The sequence below is a fragment of the Flavobacterium sp. GNP010 genome (genome assembly GCF_056428945.1).
In genome coordinates, this window is record NZ_JBWJVK010000037.1 from 1 (window position 1) to 23,056 (window position 23,056).

Annotated in this window: 16 protein-coding genes, 1 tRNA gene and 1 pseudogene; 11 read left to right on the forward strand and 7 right to left on the reverse strand. The window is 33.0% G+C overall.

Annotated features, from left to right (window positions below; translation table 11 throughout):
- A pseudogene (locus AC061C_RS13315) lies at nucleotides 1-337 on the forward strand (primase-helicase family protein); the annotation flags it as partial.
- 756 nt (nucleotides 338-1,093) lie between these two features.
- Complete coding sequence (gene mobC / locus AC061C_RS13320) at nucleotides 1,094-1,429, forward strand: plasmid mobilization relaxosome protein MobC (RefSeq protein WP_478291575.1); 336 nt, start codon at nucleotides 1,094-1,096, stop codon at nucleotides 1,427-1,429.
- 158 nt (nucleotides 1,430-1,587) lie between these two features.
- Here the strand turns inward: mobC and AC061C_RS13325 are convergent, their stop codons facing one another.
- Complete coding sequence (locus tag AC061C_RS13325) at nucleotides 1,588-1,887, reverse strand: hypothetical protein (protein ID WP_458566497.1); 300 nt, start codon at nucleotides 1,885-1,887, stop codon at nucleotides 1,588-1,590.
- 515 nt (nucleotides 1,888-2,402) lie between these two features.
- Here AC061C_RS13325 and AC061C_RS13330 point away from each other — a divergent pair.
- From AC061C_RS13330 to AC061C_RS13365, 8 genes are all read left to right on the forward strand, one after another.
- Entirely contained in the window at nucleotides 2,403-4,001 is a 1,599-nt protein-coding gene (locus tag AC061C_RS13330) for a type I restriction-modification system subunit M (RefSeq protein ID WP_478291576.1), read from the forward strand.
- A complete protein-coding gene (locus AC061C_RS13335) occupies nucleotides 3,985-5,229 on the forward strand; it encodes a restriction endonuclease subunit S (RefSeq protein ID WP_478291577.1) in 1,245 nt (414 codons plus the stop codon). The genes AC061C_RS13330 and AC061C_RS13335 overlap by 17 nt, the downstream gene beginning before the upstream one ends.
- 12 nt (nucleotides 5,230-5,241) lie before the next feature.
- On the forward strand, nucleotides 5,242-7,830 hold the full coding sequence (locus AC061C_RS13340; RefSeq protein ID WP_478291578.1) for an AAA family ATPase: 2,589 nt from the start codon (nucleotides 5,242-5,244) through the stop codon (nucleotides 7,828-7,830).
- Between the two features lie 58 nt (nucleotides 7,831-7,888).
- The gene (locus AC061C_RS13345) at nucleotides 7,889-8,905 is read left to right on the forward strand and encodes a hypothetical protein (protein WP_478291579.1); all 1,017 of its coding nucleotides are present in this window, start codon (nucleotides 7,889-7,891) and stop codon (nucleotides 8,903-8,905) included.
- Between the two features lie 5 nt (nucleotides 8,906-8,910).
- A complete protein-coding gene (locus AC061C_RS13350) occupies nucleotides 8,911-10,701 on the forward strand; it encodes a GmrSD restriction endonuclease domain-containing protein (RefSeq protein WP_478291580.1) in 1,791 nt (596 codons plus the stop codon).
- 201 nt (nucleotides 10,702-10,902) lie between these two features.
- Nucleotides 10,903-11,628 carry a type IV toxin-antitoxin system AbiEi family antitoxin domain-containing protein gene (locus AC061C_RS13355; RefSeq protein ID WP_478291581.1) on the forward strand — a complete coding sequence of 242 codons (726 nt, stop codon included), beginning with the start codon at nucleotides 10,903-10,905 and terminating at the stop codon, nucleotides 11,626-11,628.
- A complete protein-coding gene (locus AC061C_RS13360) occupies nucleotides 11,625-12,623 on the forward strand; it encodes a nucleotidyl transferase AbiEii/AbiGii toxin family protein (protein WP_478291582.1) in 999 nt (332 codons plus the stop codon). Before AC061C_RS13355 ends, AC061C_RS13360 begins: the two co-directional genes overlap by 4 nt.
- Nucleotide 12,624: 1 nt before the next feature.
- Nucleotides 12,625-15,810: a type I restriction endonuclease subunit R gene (locus AC061C_RS13365; protein ID WP_478291583.1), complete on the forward strand. Its 3,186-nt coding sequence runs from the start codon at nucleotides 12,625-12,627 to the stop codon at nucleotides 15,808-15,810.
- A 135-nt stretch (nucleotides 15,811-15,945) separates the two neighbouring features.
- Here the strand turns inward: AC061C_RS13365 and AC061C_RS13370 are convergent.
- Nucleotides 15,946-16,019, reverse strand: a tRNA-Ile gene (locus AC061C_RS13370).
- Between the two features lie 142 nt (nucleotides 16,020-16,161).
- Nucleotides 16,162-16,563, reverse strand: a complete 402-nt coding sequence (gene mce / locus AC061C_RS13375) for a methylmalonyl-CoA epimerase (protein ID WP_478291584.1) — start codon at nucleotides 16,561-16,563, stop codon at nucleotides 16,162-16,164.
- Between the two features lie 211 nt (nucleotides 16,564-16,774).
- On the opposite strand from mce, the gene AC061C_RS13380 reads away from it, so the two are divergent.
- Nucleotides 16,775-18,427 carry an Ig-like domain-containing domain gene (locus tag AC061C_RS13380; protein ID WP_478291585.1) on the forward strand — a complete coding sequence of 551 codons (1,653 nt, stop codon included), beginning with the start codon at nucleotides 16,775-16,777 and terminating at the stop codon, nucleotides 18,425-18,427.
- Nucleotides 18,428-18,430: 3 nt separating this feature from the next.
- Here AC061C_RS13380 and AC061C_RS13385 read toward each other — a convergent pair whose 3' ends face one another.
- The 4 genes from AC061C_RS13385 to AC061C_RS13400 form a co-directional block, all read right to left on the reverse strand.
- Entirely contained in the window at nucleotides 18,431-19,201 is a 771-nt protein-coding gene (locus AC061C_RS13385) for a nitrilase family protein (protein WP_478291586.1), read from the reverse strand.
- A 270-nt stretch (nucleotides 19,202-19,471) separates the two neighbouring features.
- Complete coding sequence (locus AC061C_RS13390; RefSeq protein WP_478291587.1) at nucleotides 19,472-20,218, reverse strand: succinate dehydrogenase/fumarate reductase iron-sulfur subunit; 747 nt, start codon at nucleotides 20,216-20,218, stop codon at nucleotides 19,472-19,474.
- 70 nt (nucleotides 20,219-20,288) lie between these two features.
- Nucleotides 20,289-22,289, reverse strand: a complete 2,001-nt coding sequence (locus tag AC061C_RS13395; protein ID WP_417944916.1) for a fumarate reductase/succinate dehydrogenase flavoprotein subunit — start codon at nucleotides 22,287-22,289, stop codon at nucleotides 20,289-20,291.
- 13 nt (nucleotides 22,290-22,302) lie between these two features.
- Nucleotides 22,303-22,968 carry a succinate dehydrogenase cytochrome b subunit gene (locus AC061C_RS13400; protein WP_417967420.1) on the reverse strand — a complete coding sequence of 222 codons (666 nt, stop codon included), beginning with the start codon at nucleotides 22,966-22,968 and terminating at the stop codon, nucleotides 22,303-22,305.
- Nucleotides 22,969-23,056: the final 88 nt, after the last annotated feature.

Here is a 23,056-nt window from a genome sequence, read left to right on the forward strand (position 1 = left end):
ATTAATACGGCATAATTCGAATCAAATAGAACGAGAGTTAGCAAACTCTTTAATGAACACAATGGAAAGTTTAGATATTGAGACATTAGATTTTTGCTTTTCCGACTTATTAAACATTTTAAATAAGTTTAAGATTAAATATGATCCAGTAGAAATCAAAAACGTAATCCGGAAAAATTGGAAATTAGAGCAAGCCAAAAACTCAAATCAATATCAAAAAGTGAGTATAACCAACGACCTCGATTTTTACCAAAATTTAACTAAGGGGCGCTACTACACAATAACTCGAAAATTTTTATCTGATTTTAGTGATGAATTGATGAAGACAGACGATTAAGCCAATAGGAATAAGCTTTTAACCTGTCATCATTTTATCATCAAAAAATTAAATGATGAAAATAAAATGATGAATGAATTTTAAAAGTGATGAAATGATGAAGAAACGATGATAGGCGAACCTTTACCAATACTAAGCTGATTGTATTTTATCATCAAATCATCACTTTTTTACTTTTTTAAACCTTGTAAATAAAAACATCATGAATAAAAAACAAGCACCGGAAATACCAATTGGAAATATACTTGAAAATTTAAGTTTTGAACCCTTTAAATCCAATCAAAATAAAATAGAGTTTATTAGAGGACCTTAATTCATCTTTTTCCCCTTAAGCTTGGGGTTTAGTTTAGCCTGAACATATGTAATAGCAACTAAACCTGAAAATATGTCTGAAGCTTAAAGGGGCAAAAGGTTTTATCTGGTACATTCTACTTTGATCATTTTTGCATTTCTAAAAAAACTTAAAGTGATAATGTTAAGTAACATTATCATATTAATGTTAAGCAACATAGTCATATTAATGTGATAGCTATTTAATTAATTTATAAAAAACAAAATAACTAATTAATAAATTTCATAAATCTATAAGTCAATTATTTAATTAAAATTCCATCATATAGGATACTCAGATAAAACTAAAAAACGATAAATAAAAAATGTTAGCAAGGTAGGTTTTTCTCTCTAAAATCAGATAAGACTTACAAAATTAAAAACTCGTAAACTCATTTTTTAGTAACAATTTTAAAAATAAATTATATGAAAAATAAAGGTGGTGCACCAAAGAAAAACGAAAATGAAAAGTTACAATATCGCCAAAATCTATCTTTTAATGAACCTGAACACGATATGTTGACGGAGAAAGGACTAGCAGATGGGAGAATATTGAAGACCATTGTATTGAATTCCTTATCAGGTAAGAAGATACAAATAAACACCAACAAAGACCCGAATTTCATTGGTGAACTGAATAGAATTGGAATTAATATCAATCAAATAGCAAAAAAATGCAATAGTAGTGATGAGTTAACCGCTAGTGATCTAAGTAATCTTTGGGCTGCACTTGACGAACTAAAAAAATTAATAATGACATAATAGCTAATATAACCCAACCATCAACCATTGGTTCGCTTTTAAGATACAAAATGATGATTCCCTTTCTGATATTGATCGAAAAAAAATCAATCTAGTGAGAAGGAGAAAACGAAGATTGTAATAAAAACGGAGTTGCCTTTGATGGCAACTCCGTTTTGCTATTCATCTAATCTATAAATAAAATCGAGATTAGAATGTTCATCATACACTCTTTCAACGTCAATAGTGAATTCTTTTTTACCAGTTCGAATTCCTTTACAATACTCCTCTATAAATGGCGTAAAGCCGTCGATAACCTGAACAGAATTATTTCTTGTAGAAGAATTAATTACTTTTCTCTTTGCTTCTGTGGTTGCTGGATTTAATATTGGTTCTCCATTTTCATAGATAAACAAATCGATTTGAGGTTCGCTTAGAGGCAAATCCTTTTTGAATTCTGAAAATTCGTTATTTTTCATGGTTTACATTTTAATAGTTCTCCATCAAAGATAAGCAACATTAACCAATTTTAACTTACAATTTTATCGATTTTGTACAGTAAACGATTCAATAACTTTATTACCGTATAAATAGAGTATCATCTACGCTATTAATTTTAATATTTACTATGTATTCTAACCACCAATCGGTCAACCACCATGGATCAAAATTATCTACCGCAATTATCCTCAGTAATCATTTACTATTATTTATAAAATAAAAGTGAATGAAATTTTAGTTGTTCAAACTCAAAAATCACTAAAAGTGGGTATGGTAATTTCATACAAAATAGCTTTTATTTACGAACTTGATTTATCACAAAATGGTAATCTAGTTTAGAAGTCGCTTCCTAATAAAAATCGACGAATGGATCACACAAGCTAAAAACTTTTAATAAGCTAATGTTTGTGTCTATAGCTAGTCTTTTTTTTAATACTATTTTTACGTTTCAATAAATTAAGATTTCAAACCAACAGGTAAAAGTGAACTAAAAATGGCCAAAGCAGTAAAAGCAAAAAAAGAAAAATCAATTGAAGAAACACTATGGGATTCCGCAAATAAGTTGCGTGGTACCGTAGAATCATCTGAATATAAGCACGTAGTATTAGGTTTAATCTTTTTAAAGTTTGCCAGTGATAAATTTGAAGAACGCAGAAAAGAGCTAATTGCTGATAATAAAGACAAATTCCTTGAAATGAAGGAGTTTTACAACATGTCTAACATCTTTTACTTGCCTGAGGAATCCCGTTGGTCGTTTATTATTGAAAACTCTAAACAAGCAGATATTGCCTTAAAAATTGATACCGCTTTACATACCATTGAAAAAAATAATCCTGCCTTAAAAGGAGCTTTGCCTGACAACTACTTCTCTCGCCTCAATATGGATGTGAGTAAACTAGCTGCTTTGTTAGATACCATCAATAACATTGACACCATTAAGGACAAACAAACCGACATTGTGGGTCGAGTATATGAATATTTCCTGAGCAAGTTTGCATTGGCTGAAGGAAAAGGGAAAGGAGAATTCTACACCCCAAAAAGCATCGTAAACCTAATAGCTGAAATGATTGAACCCTACAAAGGCGTTATTTATGACCCTGCTTGTGGTTCAGGTGGTATGTTTGTGCAAAGTATTAAGTTTATTGAAAACCACCACGGAAACAAAAAAGAGATTTCCATTTACGGACAAGAATATACAGCTACTACTTATAAACTAGCTAAAATGAACCTCGCCATTCGCGGTATTGCTGCCAACTTAGGCGATGTAGATGCCGACACTTTTGGGCGTGACCAACACCCTGATTTGAAAGCGGATTATATTATGGCCAATCCTCCCTTTAACCAAAAAGACTGGAGAGCTGCTGATGAATTGACCGATGATCCCCGATGGAGAGGCTACGATGTACCACCAACGAGCAATGCCAACTATGCTTGGATTTTAAATATGGTGGCTAAACTTTCTGAAAACGGTATGGCAGGATTTATCTTGGCCAATGGCGCCCTTTCCGGTGGTGGTGATGAATACAAAATTCGTAGAAAACTGATAGAAAATGACATGGTAGAAGCTATTGTGATTTTGCCAAGAAATATGTTTTATACCACTGATATTAGTGTAACGCTATGGATTTTGAACAAAAATAAAAAAGCGAGAACAGTTAATTTACCTGATGAAACCCGAAATTATAGAGACCGACAAAATGAAATTCTTTTCTTGGATTTAAGAGAAAGAGGAATTCCGTTTGAAAAGAAATTTACCCAATTTTCAGAAGAGAATATTCTGGAAATCACACAAGCCTATCATAGTTGGCAAAGCCTGACCCCGACCCTCTCCAACGGAGAGGGAGCAGGAATAGTCTATAAAAACGTACCCGAGTTTTGTTATGCCGCTTCTTTTGATGAAGTTGCAGCCAAAGATTTCTCTTTAGTGCCCAGTAAATACATCAGTTTTGTGAATCGTGATGAGAATATTGATTTTGATGAAAAAATGACTGTATTGCAAACTGAATTTAGAGAACTATTGCAAGCCGAGGCACAATCGAAAGCTGATTTACTAACCGTTTTCAAAGAATTGGGTTATGAAATCAAGTTATAAAAAATTAGGTCAATATATAAGGATTGTCGATGAAAGAAATAAAGATTTACAAGATTTGCCATTAATGGGATTAAGTGTAAAAAAGATATTCTTTCCTACCATAGCCAATCTTGTTGGAACCGATATGTCCACCTATAAAATTGTTTACAAAAATCAATTTACATACATAGCCGATACTTCAAGGCGAGGAGACAAAATTGCAATTGCACTAAATGAAAATTTTGACAAAATGCTTGTTTCCCAAGCCTATACTCCTTTTGAAATAATTGACAAAAATGAATTGTTACCAGAATATTTAATGATGTGGTTCCGACGACCAGAATTTGATAGATATGCTCGTTTTAAATCACACGGAAGCGCAAGAGAAATTTTTGGTTGGGATGAAATGTGCGATACTGAATTACCAATTCCATCAATCGAAAAACAAAAAGAAATTGTAAAAGAATATCATATTCTAGTGGATCGTATTGCCGTAAACAATCAATTCATTACCAAACTCGAAGAAATCACTCAAGCCATTTACAAACAATGGTTTGTAGATTTTGAATTTCCTGATGAAAATGGAAAGCCTTATAAAAGTAATGTCGGAGAAATGGCTTGGTGTGAAGAATTGGAGATGGAGATTCCAGCTGGATGGGAATTTGGTGAATTTAAAAATGTTTGTGATAAAATATTTAGTGGTGGAACTCCTAACACCAATATCAAAGAGTACTGGAATGGTGATGTATTTTGGCTTTCCTCAGGTGAAACAAGAAATTCTGTCATTATTGACACAGAACGTACGATTAGCAAAATTGGTGTGAAAAATTCATCTACCAAAAAAGCTATTGAAGGTGATTCCATTATTGCATCTGCTGGTCAAGGTAAAACAAGAGGTCAAACATCATTGTGTAAAATAGAAACATATATCAATCAATCCGTTATTTGTATTCGTCCTATTGCGAATCATTATAAAATATGGAATTTTTTAAATTTATATTCGAGGTATCAAGAACTTAGAAATGATTCAGATGCTCACAGCATTAGAGGTAGTTTACTTGGAAAAGATATTGGATCTCTTAAAACGATTTTACCTAAAGACGAAATTGTTATCAGATTTGACAAGGTAACTAATCCTTTTTTTGATAAAATATATTTATGTCGAAAAATTAACCTTAATCTAAATGATGCTCAATCTGTATTACATTCTAAAATGACCAAAGTTGAAACACAAAAAGAGATTGTTTAAAATAAAAATAAAATGAGTATATATCAGGATATATTAACGTGGTCTACTTTAAAACCATTATTTTTTAGTGATGCTTTGAGGAGAATAATTCAAAATCCTACTTTATCGCAAAATGATATTGATGAATTAACAGATTTATTAAAAAAAGAAGAAGGTGCTACAGGAATTATTTTAAACCCCATTCCTTTGAATATTAGTCATTTACCAACAACTGTTAACACTGGACTTCAATATCCAAAATTATTAAGAGTTAGAAGGCCTCAAAACATATCTGCATTATACAATCAAGCTGATTTACAATTTGGCAATTCAGGTTTAACAGTTATTTATGGAAATAACGGTTCAGGAAAATCAAGTTATTCTAGAATATTTAAGAAATTATGTTGGAGCAGACAAAGTAATATCGATTTAAAAAAAAATGTATTTACTCCTTCACCATTAAGTCAACAAGTAGAGTTTACTATTGATGTAAATGGTACTCCAACCGTTTTTAATTGGATTGAAAATACCCCATCACATCCTGCATTAAGTTCAATAAATGTTTTTGACTCTGATTGTGGCAACATATATGTTAATGATGAAAATCCAACTGATTATAAACCAGTGGGTATTGATGTTTTAGAAAAATTAATTCCAGTTTTCTATCAAATTCATCAAAAATTAGATGCTGAAATAGCTTTATGTTTGACGCGAAAACCAGTTTTAAATCCAAATTTAAGCACCACAATTTCTGGGGTTTGGTATAATAGCATAGAAGGGAAAAACCGCGTTGTCATTGATAATTATATTCAATTTAGTCCAACTAATATTACCCGAAAACAAGAATTACTAACTTTATTAAGTACTCAAAATCCTCAACTTGTTATTTCTACATTAAATCAGGCAAAAGGTAGAATAGATAATTATATAGCACAATTTAAATTAGTTGAACAAAATTTCAGCACTGAAAATATTCAACAGATAGTAGATTTAAGAAATCGATTTGTTGTTATCAAAGAAGCCTATAGTTTAGCATTAGAAGAACTAAATCATATTAATTTATTACCTAATATAGGGTCAGAGCATTGGAGAATATTATGGACATCTGCTAAGAACTATGCTCTTAATAACGGAATGACAGATGGAGAAAGTTTTCCAACTAATCAGTCATTAGCAAAATGTGTTTTATGTCAACAAGATCTTGATGAAATTGCACAGGCAAGAATGTTAGGGTTTAATAAATTTGTTTTAAACGATATCTCTATTCAATTGAATGGTATTCAAAATGAAATTAATCTGAGAATACAATTATTACAAAATATAAACATTTCACCATTTATTAATTATCAAGAAATAGTACAATACATCCCTAATTTTGAAGAAAGTTATCATCATTTTGTAACCCAAGTTCAATTTGTTAAAACGAATATAAAAAATCATTTAGAAACTGGTTCTGCATTAAATACTACTGTTCCACTAATTTCAGATTTACTGGTAGCATTAAATACTTATTTAGACACTCAAATCAAACAAAACTCGGATTTATTAAATAATAGAGTAAACTTAGAAAGTGAGTTTAAAGAATTAGAAACAATAGAGTTTTTATTTTCACAAAAACAAACCATATTGCAGTATTATGATGAAATGAAATTTATCCATTGGATTAATCAGTGTAAAAGCAAGTTAAATGCATCTATAATTTCAAGAAAAATTGGAGAGTTAATGGAAACACAAGCCGTTAATTTACAGCACCAAGAGTTTATTTCTCATTTGCAATATTTCAACCAAGATCTAGCTAGTAAAGTAGCCATCACAAGAACCAGAACTTCACAAGGTAATACCTTTCAAAAATGTTCTTTCTCTGCTATAAATGACGGATTAAATTCTGTTTTAAGTGAAGGAGAACAAAAAATAATTGCATTATCAAATTTTTTAGCTGAATGCACAATTGATAATAGAAAAAACTCAATAATTTTTGATGATCCTGTTAATTCTTTAGATATTGATTATAGAGAATTAATATCTAAAAAAATTGTCGAATTATCAAGAGATAGACAGGTTATTGTTCTAACTCACGATTTGTCCTTTATGAGATTTTTAGTAGATATTCATAAACAAATATTAAATATTAATTGTGAATTATTAGGAATAGATAAATACAATGGTTTTAGTGGTATTGTTTCAGATGAAATTCCATATTTAGCTAAAAATGTAGATGAAAGAATAGCTTCAATACGCAGAATATTAGTTGAACTTAATGCATTACAAATTCATGATGTGCATAATAGAGAAACCAAATTAGATTCTGCTAGAAAAAGATTTCGAATGTTATTAGAAAGGTCTGTTGAAGAAATATTATCTAATAAATCGTATGAACGATTTTCTAAAAATATTAATTTGAAAAAGGGTAATTTATCTAGTTATATTATAACTCAACAAAGTGATGTTGATTTCATTTTAGGTTTATTTGGTAAATATTCAGTAACTGAGCATGATGGCGGCACTTCAACAATACCATTATTGCCAAACGGGCAAGTAATAGAGGATGATATTAGAGATTATCTTACTTGGAAAATAGATTTTAAAAATAGATTACGAACTTTTCAACAGACTTATAATTAAATTACAAATACGAGAAATAAGACAGTGTCTTTCCTAATCAAAAAAACATGAGGAAATAATGCCTAAAGAAATAAACGAGAAAACATTTGAATCAAATTTAACAAGGGAATTGTTAGAAGTCAGTAAATCATATATTTATTATATGACTAACCCGTATATAAGTACCATTATGTCCCAAGATGAATGGTTTGATTTTTTATTAAATAATAAGTTTTTTTCAGTTGGGTTAACTCAAGCTCAAGAAGCAAATCCTACCACGGGAGGTTATGATATTTCAATAAATTATATAGATAATAATGGCTGTACAGGAAGATTATTGTTTTTACAATACAAATCAGGTAAGCGAGCAGGTTTTTGTAAAAATTTATTTTCTCAATTCCATGGTTCTCGTACAAATCAAAATCCTCATGTAGTTTTTACATTCAATGATGCCGCAGATAATACTCAACATTCTACATTAAGGAAATTGGCAAGTAAACCCACTATTAGGCCTGAATCGGTTTTATATGTATTTCCCAGATTAACCGAGAATAGTGAGTTTCTTAAAAGTTGTAATGACTTATTAAGTCATACTTCTTTTGTTCCAGTATTAGAAATTGACAGACAAGGACTAGCGCAGACGCCACCACTTGCAATAATTGATGGGGTATCTCATAAATACAGAACTTCTTACGATGGTAATACCAGTGAGGTAAACTATTATTACTACGCTTACTATTATGAACAAAGAATAATCTCCGATTTAATTTCTGAATTAGTTTGTATCCAATTAGAGCGCTTTTTTATAAAATTAAAAAGCAATGAAAACATCTTTATGCCTGATATTAAATATTTAATAGAAAATCTTAAAGAGAATATTAGAAGCCGTAATGATAAAATTTTTAGAGGGGTTTATATTTCAGGTGAAAAAATCATTGACTTTATAAATGAATTCAATATTACAGGTTTGAATACCAATGATTTTATTGTTCCCAAAGCTCCACAGAACCTTTCAACGGAAATACCTTTTGATGGGCTGAAATTAGAATTAGAAAGGGATTCTAATTATTCACAAATTAATTATCAGATAATTTAAATCAAATGGCAAAATACAGTGTTCATCAACAACCCGTAGAGACTTTATTAAGCTGGATCAAATCTGGTGATATTGCTATTCCGGAAATCCAAAGACCTTTTGTTTGGAATGGAGCCAAAGTAAGAGACTTAATTGATTCATTATATCAAGGATATCCGGTGGGTTATATAATCACTTGGCGAAATCCGGATGTGAAATTGAAGAACGGCGAACTATCTGCTGGGAAAAAAGTATTGATTGATGGCCAACAACGTATTACAGCTTTAACAGCTGCCATAGTCGGGCAACGGGTTTTGGACAAAAATTACAAAGAGATAAACATTCGAATTGCCTTTAATCCATTGGAAGAAAAATTTGATGTACTCAATAAAGCCTATGAAAAAAGCCCTGAATGGATAGATAACATCAATCCTATTGTCAATGATGAGATTTCCATTTCTAAAGCCATTCGAAAATATTGTCAGGATAATCCGGATGCCGATGAAGATTTAGTAGAAGAACGCATTGAAAATCTAAAACGCATCAAAACCAAACAAGTGGGTATTATCGAATTAGATGCTAGTTTAGATATTGATACCGTTACCGAAATTTTTATCCGTATCAATCAAAAAGGAGTTGTTTTGAGTAACGCCGATTTTGTAATGTCTAAAATCGCTTCTGATGAAAGATATGGCGGTAATACCTTGCGCAAAATGGTCGATTACTTCTGTCGCTTGTTAGTCGACAAAGGATTCATTAAACACATACAAGACAACGACAATACCTTTACGCAGACTGATTACTACAAAGAGATCAAATGGATGGCTACAGGCAATGATGATTTGTATGTGCCTGATTATATTGATATGTTGCGTGTCGCCTTTACTTTTAAGTTTAGTCGTGGTAAGTTCAGTGATTTAGTGGCCTTATTATCGGGTCGTAATTTTGAAACAAGAAGTTACGAAGGTAGTATTGCAGAAGCAAGTTATGCTAAACTATCCGAAGGTTTATCCGCCTTTGTTAATCAGACCAATTACCAGCGTTTTGTAATGATCATTAAATCTACGGGTTTAATCAGTAAGAAATTAATTTCTTCTCAAAATAGTTTGAATTTTGCCTATGCATTATATTTAAAATTGCGTGAAGATGGAATGGGTGAAGCTGAAGTGCAAGGATATGTAAAGCGTTGGCTAGTCATGAGTATGTTTATTGGTCGCTATTCCGGTTCAGCAGAATCAAAAATAGATGAGGACATTAAACAAATCAATGAAAAAGGAATAGCAGCCTATTTAATTCAAATGGAACAAGCAAATTTGGGTGCCGGTTTTTGGGATTTCGGAATCATAAACGATTTGGAATCTTCTAGTGTAAACAACAATGCTTACAACTTATATTTAGCGGCGCAAGTAAACAATAATTCGGTTGCTTTTTTATCTAAAAGTATGAAAATTAGCAGCCTGATAGAACAACGTGGTGATGTACACCATATTTTTCCAAAAAAATATTTGATAAACAATGGCTATCCGCAGAAAGCTTATAACCAAGTTGCCAATTTTGTATTCACAGAACAAGCCACCAATATAAAAGTGGGTATGCTAACCCCGAAAGAGTACCTAGATAAAGTAAAAGCTCAAATACAGGCAGGAACAAATGGAATAAGTACTTTAGATTCTGAAAGTAGCCTTAAAGAAAACTTGATTAATAATGACATTCCAAGTATTCTAGAGGAAGCAAATCACTTGGTATACGAGAGATTTTTAGAAGAACGCCGAAGATTGATGGCTAATAAATTAAAAATTTATTATGAAAGATTGTAAATGTAAAAAAATATTAAGTTTTTTAATACCTAAATTTTTCAAATAAAAAAGTAAAAGGGATGGGGTTATATAACTTTGACATGTCAAAGTTATATAACCCCACTCACATAACCTAAATAATTATAATATATTATATAAAAATGTCCAGTTTTTTATATAATAAACTGGACATTTTTATATATTTGTAGTAAATATTAATACATGAAAACTACTGATTACATAGCTTTTACAATCGATCGACTCCCAAAAGGATATGTATTCACCTATGCTGACTTTACTACATCGGTGAATAAAAAAGAAGCGGTCATAAAAACATTGAATCGTATGGTGGTTTCGGGCAAGATTGCTAAGCTGGCCAAAGGAAAGTATTACAAACCGGAGAGTACTCCTTTTGGAAACTTAGAACCCAACCAATATCAAGTAGTAAAAGATTTATTGGAAGATGACGGTAAAACAATTGGTTATCTTACGGGATATAGTGTTTTTAATCAATTGGGTTTAACTACACAAGTAAGCAATACGATTCAAATTGGTAGAAATGAAATTCGCCCAGCATTAAAGAGAGATCGTTATACTATTAAATTTATCAAGCAGAAGAATACAATTACAAAAGAGTACGTTCCGCTTTTGCAGCTTTTAGATGCTATTCGATATGTTAAAAAAATTCCTGATAGTACTGTTTTATCAAGTTGCTTACGTCTTATATCTATACTGAAGTCATTATCACAAAATGATCTATCAACGTTAGTAAGGTTGTCGCAAAAGTATCCTCCAGCTACTAGAGCACTTTTAGGAGCGTTACTAGAAGAATTTGGAAATGTACAATTCGAAGAATTATTACAAAAAAAATTAAATCCAATTACGAAATATAAACTAGCAGGAGTAAATACGGTTTTGAAAGCCGCTGAAAAATGGAATTTGTTATGAAATTACACGAAAACGCAACGCTGTTTAGGCAATCGATAGAGATTACAGCTCAAGAAATGAAGATACTGCCTATTTATGTAGAAAAGGATTATTGGGTCACTTATGCACTTTATCTTATATTTCACGATGCTATTGGAACAGAAACAGTATTTAAAGGTGGTACAGCATTGTCTAAATGTTTTGGTTTAATAGAACGATTTTCTGAGGATATTGATTTAGTAGTTTTAAAAAGAGAAGGTGAAGGCGGGAATAAGCTTAAGAATAAGTTAAAAGCAATAACAAACCTTGTAGGGACAAAACTAACGGAAGTTGAAGAACCAGGAATTACACACAAAGTGGGTATGCTTCGCAAGGTAGCGTATAGTTACCCAAAAAGTTTTTCCGGAAAATATGGACAAGTAAGAGAGAATATAATTGTGGAGGCAACATGGTTAGGTAGATATGAACCTTTTCATAAACATTCTATAACTTCTTATGTGTTTGAGATGATGAAATCAAAAGAGCAAATGCCATTAGCTGAAGAATATGGCTTGTCACCTTTTGAAGTTCAGGTGTTACATGTTAATCGAACTATTTGTGAAAAAATAATGAGTTTAGTTCGTTTTTCTTATGGAGATGATCCAATTCTTGATCTTCAAAATAAAATTCGTCACACTTATGATCTTCATCAGTTATTAATAGTTCCTGCTATTCTTGAATTTTTTGAAAGTGCTGCTTTTGAAGAAATGTTATTAATCGTAGCTGAAGATGATGTTGAAAGTTTCAAGAATAATAATGAATGGCTAAGCTATCATCCAAAAGACGCATTAATATTCCGTGAAACAGAAGAAACATGGAAAAAATTAGAAAATACTTATACTAATGAGTTTGGAAATCTTGTTTATGGTAAACTACCTAAAAGTGATGATGTATTAGTTTCGCTTATAAAAATTAAAGAACGATTGAAAGATATAAAATGGAATATTGTAATTCCTAAAAAGGAAGAAACGAAATAATATGAAGTTCACCGAAGCACAACTAGAACAAGCCTTTATACACCTACTGCAAGAAGAGCAAATGACGCATCTTGTAGGCGGAGAAGTACGTAAAAATGAATTTCAAGGGGTATCAGAACCAACTTTACAATACGGTCATATTGTAACCGAAAAAGTGTTAATCGAAGCTGATTTACGAAACTATTTAAAATCTAATTATGCTAAGGACCACATTACAGATGCCGAAGTAACCTCGATTATTCGTGACTTAGACCGTTTACCTGCTTCGGACTTATACGAAAGCAACAAAACTTTGATGAAAATGGTAAGTGATGGTTTTCTATTAAAACGAGAAGATCGCAATCAAAAAGATATATTTATCCAACTCATCGATTACTCCGAAAAAGATAATAATACCTATACAATCGTCAATCAACTAGCCATCAAAGGATACGAAATGCGTATTCCCGATTTGATTTTATACATCAACGGATTACCATTAGTAGTGTTTGAGTTCAAAACAGCCATTCAAGAAAATGTTACAATTCATAATGCTTATGTACAATTAACTACAAGGTACAAAAAAGATATTCCTGAAATATTCAAATACAATGCTTTTTGTGTCATTAGCGATGGAGTAAATACTAAATCAGGTTCTTTTTTCGCACCCTATGAATTTTTCTATGCCTGGAGAAAAATAGAAGGCATGCCTAATGAAGTTGATGGAATAGATGCCATGTTTACACTGATTCAAGGCATGTTCAATCGGAAGCGATTACGAGATATTATTCAAAACTTCATTTTTTTACCTGATAGCTCTAAAAAGAATGAAAAAATCGTGTGTCGTTATCCGCAATATTATGCAGCAGTCAAGCTTTTTGAAAATATAAAAATCCATCAAAAACCTTTAGGTGACGGAAAAGGAGGAACTTATTTTGGAACGACTGGCTGTGGTAAAAGCTACACGATGTTGTATTTGAGTCGTTTGTTAATGAGAAGTACTCATTTTGCTAGCCCAACAATTATAATCATCACAGATCGTACAGATCTTGACGACCAATTATCAGGTCAATTTACCAATGCAAAAGGGTTTGTGGGTGATGAATCGATTATTAGTGTAGAAAGTCGAACCCATTTAAGAGAACTACTTCAAGGTCGAAACAGCGGTGGTGTTTTTTTAACAACCATTCACAAGTTTACTGAAGACACAAGATTATTGACTGATAGAACTAATGTAATTTGTATTTCTGACGAGGCACACAGAAGTCAAACTAATTTAGATCAAAAAATAACAGTAACAGAATACGGAGTAAAAAAGACTTTTGGTTTTGCTAAATACTTACACGATTCTTTACCAAATGCGACTTATGTGGGCTTTACCGGAACGCCTATTGACGCAACCATTGATGTATTTGGTGATATTGTGGATGCTTACACTATGAACGAATCGGTTAAAGATGAAATAACGGTTCGAATTGTGTATGAAGGAAGAGCTGCTAAAGTTTTATTGAACAATAAAAAACTAGCCGAAATTGAGGCGTATTACAATCGATGCGCCGAAGAAGGTAGTAACGAGAATCAGATAGAGGAAAGTAAAAAAGCCATGGCGCAAATGAACGCTATCATAGGTGATCCAACACGTTTGAAAACCGTAGCCGAAGACTTTGTTACTCACTATGAAAACAGAATGGCAGAAGGCGCAACAGTGCGTGGTAAAGCAATGTTTGTTTGCAGTAGCAGGCCTATTGCTTATGAATTATACAAAAACATTCTAGCATTAAGACCTGAATGGGGCGAAATAAAAATAGCTGCTGATGGTGTAGAATTATCAGATAAAGACAAAAAAGAGATCAAACCTATGGAACGCATCAAAATGGTGATGACCAGAGGAAAAGATGATGTCGAAGATTTATATAATGCTTTAGGCACAAAGGATGACCGCAAAGAATTAGATCGACAATTTAAAAATGAGAAGTCTAATTTTAAAATTGCTATGGTAGTGGATATGTGGCTAACTGGCTTTGATGTACCATTCTTAGACACTATGTATATTGACAAACCGATTCAACGTCACAACCTAATTCAGACTATTTCTAGAGTCAACCGAAAATTTGAAGGAAAAGAGAAAGGATTAGTCGTGGATTACATTGGTATTAAAAAGCAAATGAATTTAGCATTGGCACATTACAATAATGCCGATAACCAAAATATTGAAGATATCGAGCAATCCATTGTAGTGGTCAAAGACCAACTGGATTTGCTCGGAAAACTATTTCACAAGTTTGATAAATCTGGATACTTGTCAGGCGTTCCATTACAACAATTAAAAACATTAAATCAAGCAGCTGAGTTTGTGCAACTAACACAAGAGCTGGAGAAAAGATTCATGTATATTGTGAAACGATTAAAATCAGCTTACGATATTTGCTCAGGAAGCGGTGCATTTACGGAGGTACAAAGGGATGAAATTCATTTTTTTTTAGCGGTCCGCGCGATAATATTCAAATTAACCAAAGGTTTAGCACCAGATACTGCGCAGATGAATAATCGTGTAAAACAGATGCTTCAAGATGCTATTGAAAGCGATGGAATTGAAGAAATCTTTAAGCTAGGAGATGAAAATCAAACCGAGATTGATATCTTTTCTGATGACTACATGGCTAAAATTGATAAAATCAAGTTACCAAATACCAAAATTAAACTATTGCAAAAGCTACTAGCCAAAGCAATAGATGATGTGAAAAAAATAAATAAAATCACAGGAATAGATTTTTCAAAGCGCTTACAATTCATCGTTGATAAATACAATGAACGTAAGGAGAGTGATGTCCTACGTAGCGAAGTACTTGAGGATTTTACAGATGAAATCATCGATTTGTATTATGCCTTGAAAAAAGAAAAAGACTCTTTCAAAGACCTAGGAATTGATTTTGAAGAAAAAGCGTTTTATGACATACTGAAAGCATTGGCTGTTAAATATGATTTTAGCTACCCAAATGATAAATTAATAGCCTTAGCTCAAAAGGTAAAAACGGTTGTTGATGACAAAGCAAAATACACAGATTGGAGCAAACGAGACGATATCAAGGCCGAACTAAAAGTTGATCTAATTATTCTTTTAGCTGAAAATGATTATCCACCTGTAGACAGAGACGAAATTTACAAAGAAATATTTGAGCAAGCAGAGAATTTTAAGAAGTATAGGTAGTTTGCAATAGATCTGAAATCATCAAAAACGACTATAGCTATCTAACTTACAATATAATTTAAATCTTTCACTCCCCTATTCACTCCCCTAAAAAAAATAAACCCCACAATATCAACAGATACGAGGGGTTTATTGTGGTCCCACCTGGGCTCGAACCAGGGACCACCTGATTATGAGTCAGGTGCTCTAACCAGCTGAGCTATAGGACCGGTTTAGAGTCTGCAATATTACTACTATTTTTCATTTGCTCCAAATATTTTCGACTTAGATTTGAATATAGTTTAATTATTACTTTATTCCAAAAAGAAACTAACTGACAATTAGAATACTACCCTCTCGAGAAACATTAAATTATTTTATTTCCTGACACAACTCTATCAAAACACCGTTTGTACTTTTTGGATGCAAAAATGCAACTAACTTGTTGTCAGCACCTTTTTTTGGAATTTCATTTAAAACAATAAACCCTTCCTTTTGTAAACGCGCTATTTCAGCAACAATATCTTCTACATCAAAAGCGATATGGTGAATTCCCTCTCCATTTTTTTCGATAAACTTAGCAATCGGACTTTCTGGATTTGTTGCAGCAAGGAGTTCAATTTTATTAGGTCCACTCTTAAAAAAAGACGTGGTTACTCCCTCGCTTGCTACCTCTTCAAATTTATATGCGGGAACGCCAAAAAGTTTTTCGAAAACGCCATTCGAAATTTCCAAATCCTTAACAGCAATTCCTATGTGTTCTATTTTTCTCATTATTAGCACTATCTATTTTATGATGGATTATATTCTAACTGCAAACTAGTCATAACAAGACTTATTTTATGTAAAATTAAACATTAAGAAACACAAAAAGAAAAGCAGGCTAAAAAAGTAAGCAAAATTTAATACCTCATAATAAATCTATAAAAAGTTTCAATTGCATGAATTATAATTGTTATTTTGTAGATTCTAATTTAGATTTGATATGTTGAAAAACAATTTAAAATATACCTTTTTACTGTTGCTATTAATAACCATAGGATGCGCAAAAAGAGGCTCCATCACCGGCGGTTTAAAAGATACCATTGCGCCAATTTTGAAAGCAAGCTACCCAGAAAATTTTAGTAAAAACTTTAAAGGAAACGAAATTAAATTAGTTTTTGACGAAAACATTAAACTTAAAAATCTGAATAAGCAATTGATTATTTCACCGCCAATGAAATACGAACCCTTAATTCTACCTACAACTCCAAGCAAAACAATTACTATAAAAATCAAAGATACCTTGCTGCCCAACACCACATATAGTTTTAATTTTGGGCAAAGCATAACTGACAATAACGAAGGAAACCCGTTCAATCAATTTAAGTATGTATTTTCTACTGGAAATTATATTGACTCCTTAAGCCTTCGCGGTAAGGTAAAAAGCGCTTACGACAAAGAAGTGGAATCATTTGTTTCGGTCCTGTTGTATGAAGTAAATGATACTTTTACCGATTCTATTGTCTATAATCAGACTCCAAAATATGTAACCAATACCTTGGATAGTTTAAAGACTTTTCAACTTGAGAATTTAAAAGCAGGAAAATACCTTCTAGTAGCTCTTAAGGATTACAATAGCAACAATAAATACAATCCAAAAACAGATAAAATTGGGTTTATAAAAGAGCTGATTACGATACCAAACGATACGGTTTACGAATTAGAATTGTTTAAAGAAAAACTTCCGTTTAAAACCTTTAAACCAACTCAAGCATCTGGAAATCGTTTGTTGATGGGCTTTGAAGGAAAACTTAATCATGGAAAAGATAAGCCAAAAACAATTTTAAAAAATGGTACCGACGATTTAACACATATAGTAACTAAATTTCCTAAAAAAGACTCACTCCAAATTTGGTTCAAACCCATCAAAACCGATTCGTTGCGTTTGGCTGTGGCCAAAGATAAATATGAGGCGAATTTTACCTTTAAAATTAAGGATCAGAAAAAAGACACTTTAAATCTTAGTGCTGTACAAATTAATGATTTAAAATTTAGAGATCGATTTACAATAGAAAGCAGCACGCCACTAGCAACTGTAGAAAATTCAAAAATAAGCTTGCTCAACAAAGCAAAAATTGCAGTTCCTTTTGCTACAGAATACGATGATTTTAATCAAAAACTGTACTTTGATTTCAAAAAAGAACCTTCAGAAAATTATACGATCAAAATATTACCGGGAGCATTAACTGATTTTTTCGAAAAATCAAATGACACGCTCAACTTCAAACTAAACACCAAACCTGTTGAAGATTATGGAAACCTTACCGTTGTTTTAGCAAATGTCAAACAATTCCCTGTAATCATTGAACTTACAAATGAAAAAGGTGATGTTTTAGCAAGTGAATTTACCGAAGAAAAAACTACAATAAATTTTAACCTTATTGATCCAGCACTATACAGCTTGCGCGCTATTTATGATGCCAATAAAAATAAGGAATGGGATTCCGGTAACTATTTAGAGAAACTTCAGGCTGAGGAAGTTATCTATTTTTCTAAGGAAATCGATGTTCGAGCCAATTGGGACGTCAATCAAATTTTTGATTTGAGTATACCGTATCTGCCCGAACCCAAAAAGAAAGATGCAAAAAGTAAATAAAAATTAATCCAGCTGAATTTCAAAAACATCTCGATCATTCAAAAAACCTAATTTCTGCCTGGTTTCAAGCATCGATTGCTTGTCTAAAACAATAGAAAAACTGCCTTCAGATTCTTCTGGTTCTAAGACATAATTACCGAGATAATCGACTGCTTGTGTATGACCAATATATTCGTACCCATTAGCATCAGTCCCCAATCTATTGACTCCAATGCTAAAACTCATGTTTTCAATGGCGCGAGCTTTTAGTAAAGCATCCCAAGCATTAGTTCTCACTTTTGGCCAACTTGCAACATAAATCAATAGATCGTAATCATCGGCATATCTTGAAAATGCAGGAAAACGTAAATCATAGCAAATCAGTGGGCAAATTTTCCAACCCATATATTCGATAGTAACTTTTTGATTGCCTCGCGTATATGCCTTGTCTTCACCAGAAAGCGTAAACAAATGTCTTTTGTTATAATACTGAATTTCTCCTGATGGAAATACAAAAACCAATCGGTTATAAAACGTATCGTTTTCAGCAATAACTAAACTTCCAGTGATGGCACAGTTTCTGGCTTTCGCCAAAGTTTGAAGCCAAGTAACCGTTTCGCCCTGCATCGTTTCGGCAACTGCTGTAGGATTCATGGTGAACCCGCTGGTAAACATTTCTGGGAGCACAATTAAATCTACGTCATTAGGAATTGCATTGATTTTTTGTTCGAAATGGTTTCTATTTGCCTCTGGATTTTCCCAAACTAGAACCGATTGAATTAAGGATACTTTCATTGTATTTATTTGTTTTTATAAAGGTAAAAAAAGGAACTTATACTGAAACTCATCGTTGCAACATTTTAAAAATTAAATTAGAATTTTAGCAACAGTTCACTTTTGGGTGAGGGATAGTAGTGAAAATCCTTTTATGAAGTGCAATGAAATAAAAGATTGCAACGGATAGCACGACTTTTTCTAGGCTTTTCGCATAGAAAAAGACACCTCCAAAAAACAAAAAACGCATTCAAATTAATGAATGCGTTTTTTAAAATATATTTCTAAGTTTTATCCTTTTAAACTTGCAGACAAATATTCTCTATTCATTCTGGCAATATTCTCTAAAGAAATTCCTTTAGGACACTCTACTTCGCATGCTCCAGTATTGGTACAGTTTCCAAAACCTTCGGCATCCATTTGCGCTACCATGTTCAATACACGATCCGCAGCTTCAATTTTACCTTGTGGCAATAAAGCATACTGGGACACTTTTGCCGACACAAATAGCATTGCAGAGGAGTTTTTACATGACGCTACACAAGCTCCGCAACCAATACAAGTTGCTGCATCAAAGGCTCTATCAGCGTCGTGTTTAGGGATTGGAATCGCATTTGCATCAGTCGGATTTCCTGAGGTGTTGATAGAAACAAAACCACCTGCTTGCTGAATTCTATCAAATGCGCTTCTGTCTACCACTAAATCTTTGATTACTGGAAACGCTTTTGCTCTAAAAGGCTCAATAAAAATGGTATCTCCATCCTTGAACATTCTCATGTGCAACTGACAAGTAGGTACGCGTCTGTCTGGACCGTGGGCCTCACCGTTGATGTACAACGAGCAAGAACCGCAAATTCCTTCGCGACAATCGTGGTCAAAAGATACTGGAAGATCTCCTTTGTTGATTAAACCTTCGTTTAGAACGTCTAACATTTCAAGAAAAGACATATCCTCTTCGATTCCTTCTACTGGATATTCAACGATTTTACCCTCTGCTTTGGCGTTGGCTTGACGCCATATTTTTAATGTAAGTTTCATATTTTCTTTCGTTTGAAAGTCTAAGAGCTTTAGGAAGAAGCAAACCTTCTTTTTGCCCTAGGACTGATTCCTATTTATAACTACGCGTTACTAGTTTAACATTTTCATACACGAGTGGCTCTTTGTGCAGAACAGCTTCGCTTGGCTTACCAACGTACTCCCAAGCAGCAACGTAAGCAAAATTTTCATCATCTCGTTGTGCTTCACCATCTTCAGATTGGTACTCCTCGCGGAAGTGACCTCCACAAGATTCGTTACGATGTAAGGCATCTTTTGCAAACAATTCACCTAGTTCTAAGAAATCAGCAACACGACCTGCTTTGTCTAATTCTTGATTAAAACTATTAGCATCACCCGGTACTTTTACGTCTTTGTAAAACTCTTCTCTTAACGCTGCAATTTCTTCGATTGCTTCTGTTAATCCTTTAGCATTACGAGCCATACCTACTTTGTTCCACATGATTTTTCCTAATTTCTTATGGAAATAATCAACAGAATGCGTACCATTATTTGTGATAAAACGTTCAATACGCGCTTTTACATTTTTCTCTGCTTCTTCAAATTCAGGTAAGTCTGTTGAGATTTTACCCGTTTTAATATCTGGAGCTAAATAATCACCTATTGTGTAAGGCAATACAAAATAACCATCTGCTAAACCTTGCATTAATGCAGAAGCTCCTAGTCTATTTGCCCCGTGATCAGAGAAATTAGACTCTCCAATCGAGAAACATCCAGGAATTGTAGTTTGTAAGTTATAATCAACCCAAGTTCCTCCCATGGTGTAGTGTACTGCAGGGTAAATCATCATTGGGGTAACGTATGGATCTTCGTCTACGATTTTCTCATACATTTGGAATAAATTCCCATATTTGTTAGCAACAGTCGCAGCACCTAATTTAGTTACTAATGCAGTATCATTTGCATCTAAACCTTTTACATACGCTTGTTCTTTTCCGTAACGTTCAATTGCAGCAGCAAAGTCTAAATAAACCGCCTCGCCTGTTTTGTTAACTCCAAATCCAGCATCACATCTTTCTTTGGCAGCGCGAGAAGCAATATCTCTAGGAACTAAATTACCAAAAGCAGGGTAACGTCTTTCTAAATAATAATCCCTTTCTGCTTCAGACAAATCTGTTGGTTTCTTTTTCCCTTCACGAATCGCTTGTGCATCTTCTAGTTTTGCAGGAACCCAAATACGTCCGTCATTACGCAAAGACTCTGACATCAATGTTAATTTAGACTGGTGATCTCCTGAAACGGGGATACAAGTAGGGTGTATTTGTGTGTAGCAAGGATTGGCAAAAAACGCTCCTTTTTTATGGATTTTCCATGCAGCAGTTGCATTACTACCCATCGCGTAAGTCGATAAGAAAAATACATTTCCGTATCCTCCAGAGGCAATAACTACAGCGTGTGCTGAATGTCTTTCTATTTCTCCTGTAACTAAATCACGAGCAATAATTCCTCTCGCTTTACCGTCAATCACTACCAAATCTTGCATTTCGTGACGGGTGTACGATTTAATCTTTCCACGACCGATCTGACGGTTCATCGCAGAATAAGCACCTAGTAATAATTGTTGTCCTGTTTGTCCTTTGGCATAAAAAGTTCTCGCTACCAAAGTCCCTCCGAAAGAACGGTTATCAAGTAGTCCACCGTATTCACGAGCCAATGGTACACCTTGCATTACGCATTGGTCAATTATATTTACAGAAACCTCAGCAAGTCTGTGCACATTAGCTTCTCTTGAGCGGTAATCTCCTCCTTTTACAGTATCGTAAAACAAGCGGAAAGTTGAATCTCCATCTCCTTGATAATTTTTCGCAGCATTAATTCCCCCTTGTGCAGCAATAGAGTGTGCACGACGAGGTGAATCTTGAAAGCAAAATGATTTTACGTTATATCCTAATTCAGCTAAGGTTGCAGCCGCAGAGCTACCTGCAAGACCTGTACCAACAACAATAATATCAATATTACGCTTGTTAGCTGGATTTACTAAATTAATATGATCTTTATAATTTGTCCACTTGTCCGCTATTGGACCAGCTGGAATTTTTGAATCTAATGCCATTTATAATTTAATATTAATGATTAAAATGATGAAATAATGCAATAAAAATAAACCCAAAAGGAACTACGATTGCAAAAGCATATCCGAAACCTTTCAATGATCTTGAATACTTATTATTAAACCCAACGGATTGAAAAGAAGAACTGAACCCGTGCCACAAGTGCAATGATAATAATAGAAATGATAGGGAATATAATCCGGTACGAATTGGACTTTCAAATTTTTCAGCTAACTCATGAAAATATCTTGTTTCATTCAACGGACTAACATCTACATACTTATACACCATTTCTGGAACCCAAAAATCGTAAAAATGCAATGCCAAAAATGCCAAAACAACTGAACCTGAAACAATCATATTTCTTGAAGCCCAAGGAGAACTCGCCGCCCCATTATTCTTTACGTACTTGATTGGTCTCGCAGCACGGTTTTTAAAATCTAGAACAAAACCCATGATGAAGTGAAAAATAACTCCAACAATTAGAACAGGTTGAATAACAAACTGAACCACAGGATTATTTCCCATGAAATGAGATATAGAGTTAAAAGTATCGGCACTGAAAACCGATGTCATATTGATAAAAAAGTGCTGTGCTAGAAACAACATCAAAAAAAGTCCTGAAAGTGCCATAGCTACTTTTTTTGCTATTGACGATTTCAATAATGCAGATTTTGCCATAAGATTTATATAATTTGTTTTAAAAAATTATACAAAAATAAGTCAATTAGACAGTAACTACAACCTTTTCGCTGTTATTTATAATGAT